Annotated in this window: 6 protein-coding genes; all 6 read right to left on the bottom strand. The window is 33.0% G+C overall.

All coding sequences use genetic code 11. The annotated features are described in order from the left end of the window. Positions 1-33 precede the first annotated feature (33 nt). The 6 genes from B2741_RS00555 to B2741_RS00530 all read right to left on the bottom strand — a co-directional run bounded on the left by B2741_RS00555 (position 34) and on the right by B2741_RS00530 (position 5,238). Positions 34-333 (bottom strand): hypothetical protein, encoded by a 300-nt coding sequence (locus tag B2741_RS00555; protein ID WP_291134374.1) that lies wholly within the window; start codon positions 331-333, stop codon positions 34-36. A gap of 320 nt (positions 334-653) precedes the next feature. After that, positions 654-1,142 (bottom strand): hypothetical protein, encoded by a 489-nt coding sequence (locus B2741_RS00550; RefSeq protein ID WP_291134373.1) that lies wholly within the window; start codon positions 1,140-1,142, stop codon positions 654-656. Between the two features lie 180 nt (positions 1,143-1,322). Next, complete coding sequence (locus tag B2741_RS00545) at positions 1,323-1,718, bottom strand: hypothetical protein (RefSeq protein WP_291134371.1); 396 nt, start codon at positions 1,716-1,718, stop codon at positions 1,323-1,325. Positions 1,719-2,312: 594 nt separating this feature from the next. Next, positions 2,313-2,768, bottom strand: coding sequence for a hypothetical protein (locus tag B2741_RS00540; RefSeq protein WP_291134368.1), 456 nt, complete (start codon positions 2,766-2,768; stop codon positions 2,313-2,315). Beyond that, a complete protein-coding gene (locus B2741_RS00535; RefSeq protein WP_291134365.1) occupies positions 2,765-3,040 on the bottom strand; it encodes a hypothetical protein in 276 nt (91 codons plus the stop codon). Before B2741_RS00535 ends, B2741_RS00540 begins: the two co-directional genes overlap by 4 nt. Positions 3,041-3,897: 857 nt before the next feature. After that, positions 3,898-5,238 carry a pentapeptide repeat-containing protein gene (locus B2741_RS00530; RefSeq protein ID WP_291134361.1) on the bottom strand — a complete coding sequence of 447 codons (1,341 nt, stop codon included), beginning with the start codon at positions 5,236-5,238 and terminating at the stop codon, positions 3,898-3,900. Positions 5,239-5,297 lie beyond the last annotated feature (59 nt).

Raw genomic sequence — 5,297 nt, 5'->3', positions numbered from 1 at the left:
CAATGATCGCTTGTGCGCTGTTGTGAGAAGTTGCTATTCGAAACTAACTTTACCAAAATTAAATTCTTCAAGCTTAAAAGAAAAACTACTATGATCTCCTATTTGCCATTTTCCTTTTCGGAATACAAATGAAATAAATCCTCTACGATTTTTGTTATCTTCATTTATTACAAGATTGTCTTCTTCATTAGGGAAATAATCGAAGTCAAAACAGTTTCTAGTATTTAGTTCCGTAAGCAAACTTTCTGCAGTCAAGTTTTCCTCAAAAGAATCATTAGGCGGAATTAAGATTCCATCCATTAAAAAATCAGAATTTCCAACAATTTTTCGCAACGACCATTTGTAAATTTTGCCAGAATCACTCTTGGCATTTTTTTTATTCCTGCGTGAGTTTTTATGGTGAATTATAGTATTAATATTTCCATCTATTAGGCAAGTACAGAGTTTAAGATTTTTTCCTGTTTCACACATATTTCAAATTTTCTCTTATTTCGATGTTCTCTGGCAATTTCTCACAACGTTTCGCGGACACGCGAAGTTGCGAAGCAAGCGAAACGAGTATTTTCCGCTAAGATAAAGTTTATTCGTGGAAATAGAGTAGAAGCTACTCAAAACCAGCAATTTCTCGTGACCGCTGTTAACTGAAGGCCGAATTAATTTAAGGAATTCCAATATTTTCCCATTAAACCACGATCAAGCATTTGACCCTTATTAATTTTTGGCAATGAAACATTACTGCTTAGTAATGCGTTATAGAATTTTTCGTCACTTTTATAGTTATCAAAAATCCAATCCCATTCTTTGTAGTAGCTTAACATCCAGGATAGTTCATAATCAATTTTATCTGCGTCAATTATTTTCTCAATATTTGTGATGATCTTTCTGTTCGCAACTTGATCAATTTCACATATTCCAGTTAAAAACATAGGTTCAGACAGTGAAAACCAATACAAAAAAAGTCCGCGTTTTATTGCCTCGACATTCTCATTGCTCAGTTCTGCATATTCAAAATGCAATTTTTTAAATTCTTCTGGCAATTTCAGTTCAAAGATCTGCGCTTCTTTTTCTTCAATCGTTCCTTTCAATGAAATTACGATTGAATTAAGTTGAAGTTCTTTCTCTGCTAATTTTTGAATAGACATTTGTATGATTCTTTTTACGCGCAATTTTTACGGCTTTCAGTTAACGTTCCCTTACTATGCGACGTTGCGTTCAAAGCGGAACGAGTATTTTCCGCTAAGATAGAATTTAATCGTGAAAATAGAGTGGAAGCTACTCAAAACCAGCAATGATCGCATAGTAAGTGTTACCGGCTGGGCGAATTAATCAAAAATTTCTATTGGTTTTTGTGACTTCCAAGATTCAATTATTTCAATTCCATTTTCAATTAATTCGTATCGATAATAAAAAGTGAAAAATTGATTTTCAGTTTTGTGTTCAACTGCCACTGCAATTGCATCATTTCCGTCAATCTTTACGTCATAAAAAATAGCCGAAGCTTTTAGATTTAATTTTCTCCATCGCAACTCTTTTTTAAGTTCGGCAATTACAACATGCGACGCAGGTTTATCTAATTCTCCTATTTCTTCTAGAAGTATTTGCTCAATTTGATTTTCATTATTAATCGCAACGGCTAAAGGGTAAAATTCTCCGTATTGTATCAAAAGCCTTTTTACAAAAGGTAAATTTAGATTTAATAATTCTTGAAAATCATCCATATGATTTAGATACAGTTTTCAACGCCTTGCCGGTAACGTTTCGCGGACACGTGAAGTTGTGAAGCCAGCGAAGTGAGTACTTTCCGCTAAGATAGAATTTATTCGTGAAAAGAAAGCTGAAGCAAGAGAAAACCAACAATTTCTCGTGACCGCTGTTACCTGAATTTTGCGACACGAAAGATGAGCACGAAAGAACTGACATCAAGAAAATCTACAAACCGAATCGCCAAAGCTCAAAAATGCAACGCATTTTTCCTGAAACACACAACGGGCAAAGATTGCGAAAGATTGGACACAAGAATTTCGACAATTATTTTCCATTTCAATATTCGACAATCAGTTTCGACAAATATTAAGATTTGAGAAATCGCACTCGTGTTTTTCTACAAAGTGAAGAAATGCGTTTATGAAATTGTCAAGCTAAACGGAAAACTTGCGCGGGCGAGGAGCAATTTCAGGTAACGTTTCGCGGACACGTGAAGTTGTGAAGCCAGCGAAGTGAGTACTTTCCGCTAAGATAGAATTTATTCGTGAAAACAGAGCTGAAGCTACTCAAAACCAGCAATTTCTCGTGACCGCTGTTGTAAGAAGTGCTTATTGAAAGCTCTGATTCCTTACTTGTACCATGTCGTAAACAGAAATTCCATTTGCGATAATCAAATCCGATAGTTTAGAATCCGAAGTAATTACGTATTCACAATCTTTCGCAATTTCAATTATTAAAGAATCAGTTATACCAACTGCCAAAAGGTTTTCATTTTTTAATAAAGACTTTATTTCCAAATATTTTTCGGTAGATTGTTCTATAATATGCTTTAAATTACTAATGTATTGATATTTATGATTGCCAGAAAAATTGTTTAATAAGTTATCTGCTTCCGCCCAAACTTGAGGTAGAACGATTAACTTTTTAAAATCTTGGATCGCAATCACTAAATTTTTAAAATCTTCTTTAGTATATATAGATGCTCTTTTATGCTGACCGATTAGATTTTCGTCAATAAGACCAAGCAGCAGAATAATTAATGAATTGCTATCAATTAGAATCATTTGGGAAAGTAAATATAAAAGCCGGTAACTCGCTTTGTAGTGTCGATTAATAATTTTTTATAAACTCTTTCAAATTGATAATTCTCAGCGAAAGGTGTAATCACCGATGTTTTTTTATTTTTATTTTCTGTTAGGTATGAAACTACAACTTCCCATACTTGATCGTTGTGCAAATATTCAGCTTGTTCTAATCTAAAATCATTATCGCCTTTTGGCAGTATATCTGATAACTCATTCTTAGAAATATTATATAATTCTTTTAATGTAAGCATAGTTATTTTTTTTAGCATTTCTTACAACGTTTCGCGGACACGTGAAGTTGTGAAGCCAGCGAAGTGAGTACTTTCCGCTAAGATAGAATTTATTCGTGAAATGGAGTTCAAGCAAGAAAAAACCAACAATTTCTCGTGACCGCTGTTATGCGAGGCCAGGAAACATTCCAATTGCGTTCAGCTTTGCGACAATAATTTTCCATTCCTATAAAAGTTAGATACCAAAAAGAAATAATTTGAATTTTCGACAAAGGAGAAAATCACTAAGTTTTCGTTACGCTAGCTGGTCTCGCATAACGTTTCGCGGACACGTGAAGTTGTGAAGCCAGCGAAGTGAGTACTTTCCGCTAAGATAGAATTTATTCGTGAAAACAAAGCTGAAGCAAGAGAAAACCAACAATTTCTCGTGACCGCTGTTACCTGAATTTTGCGACACGAAAGATGAGCACGAAAGAGCTGACATTAGAAAATCTACAAACCGAATCGCCAAAGTTCAAAAATGCACAGCATTTTCCTGGAACACACAACGGGCAAAGATTGCGAAAGCTTGGACACAAGAATTTCGACAATTATTTTCCATTTCAATATTCGACAATCAGTTTCGGCAAACATTAAGATTTGAGAAATCGCGCTCGTGTTTTTCTACAAAGTGAAGAAATGCGTTTATGAAATTTCCAAGCAAAACGAAAAATTGGCGCGGGCGAGGAGCAATTTCAGGTAACGTCCCGCGCATAGGCGACGTTGCGACCAAAGCGGAACCGAGTATTTTCCGCTAATATAAAGTTTATTCGTGAAATTAGAGTTGAAGCAACTCAAAACCAGCAATGTTCGCTTATGCGCCGTTAGCGGTAGTTTTATTATCGGATTTCTAATATTTTATTTTCACAAGCATTAATTATTTCATCCAAAATAGCTGATTTTATGTGCTCATCGTCATCATATTCGATCGTATCTAAAACCCACGAATATCTAGTGAAATGTTCAAACATTCCATATGGCTTTTGACCAGATAAAATTATTGGTTGTACTGGTAGCGAAGGCATATGAGGAATAATCTGCGCTAATTCTTGAGGAATACTTTTTGGATCACTAATATCGGCAATTATAAATTTCGATAATGTTGCTAAAGTTGTAACAGTTTCAGTAATATCTCTGTTAGCTGAATTTTCAAAGTCAAATAATATTGGCAAATAATTTTTATGCCTTAATTCTTCTCGCAACAAATTTAAAATTTTCATTCTTTCGGGTGTAAACCTGCCCAAAATAAGAACAACTTTTGAAGTAATTGTATTAATTACAGTTCTGAGTTTTTCATTATTTATTAATAAGTAAATAAATTGAGCTACTTCAATATTATCAATTGTAATTTTTGGTTCACCATTATCAGATATTTGAAGATCTTCTTGATTTGTATTTACCAAATTGAGTTTCCAGGCTGAAACACCAAATATTTTTGACATTGATAAGTCACAGTTTGTAAAATTATCTGATATGAGTTGTGTACCACTAAAATTTACTTTTCTTAAATTTGTGCTTTTTATCTCGGAATTTGTAATCTTTCCTGAAGTAAATAAAACATTTGAAAAATCACTTTCCTCGATTGTACATTCATCAATAATCGAGTTATAAAGCATTCCAGTCGCAAAATTACATTTTAAGATTTTAGAAGATAAAATTTTAGAGTCGTTTAATTTTACAAGGCTCAATTCAGAATTGCTCACAATAGCATCTCTAAACAAACTTCTTTCAAAATGAGCTTTAATTAATTTAACATCGTCAAGTTTTGCGTTACAAAAATAGCTTTCTCGAATATTGGCACTTATAAATGAAGATTTTTTGATTTTAGTTCCGCTAAAGTCTGAAAAATTAAACAAGCAATTGTCAAAGTTACAATCAATTATAATAGTAGCTCTAAAATCGGAATACCTTAAGTCTGAATTATTAAAATTTCCATTTCTCAGATATGAGTTTTTAAATATTGTATGTCGTAGACTAGAATAAGTAAAGTTTGTATTTCCCAAATGACTTTTTCTAAAATTAACTTTATTTAAATTACATTTTGAAAAATTATAATAGCGTAAATCTTTCTTTGATAAATCTAATTCGGATAAATCCAAATTAACATCTGATTGTTCTCTAAATTGATTCCATTCAGAAAATCCGTTCTGTATAATTTCAAATAACTCTTTTTTGGTCATAATTATCTATTTATGCAGATGTTCAAAAATTACCGCTAACGTTTCGCGGACACGTGAAG

Origin of the sequence: Flavobacterium sp. UBA7663, assembly GCF_002483315.1 — a bacterium.
Classification (GTDB): domain Bacteria; phylum Bacteroidota; class Bacteroidia; order Flavobacteriales; family Flavobacteriaceae; genus Flavobacterium.
The sequence above is the reverse complement of the archived record's forward strand: the minus strand, read 5'-3'. Positions and strand labels throughout refer to the sequence as shown.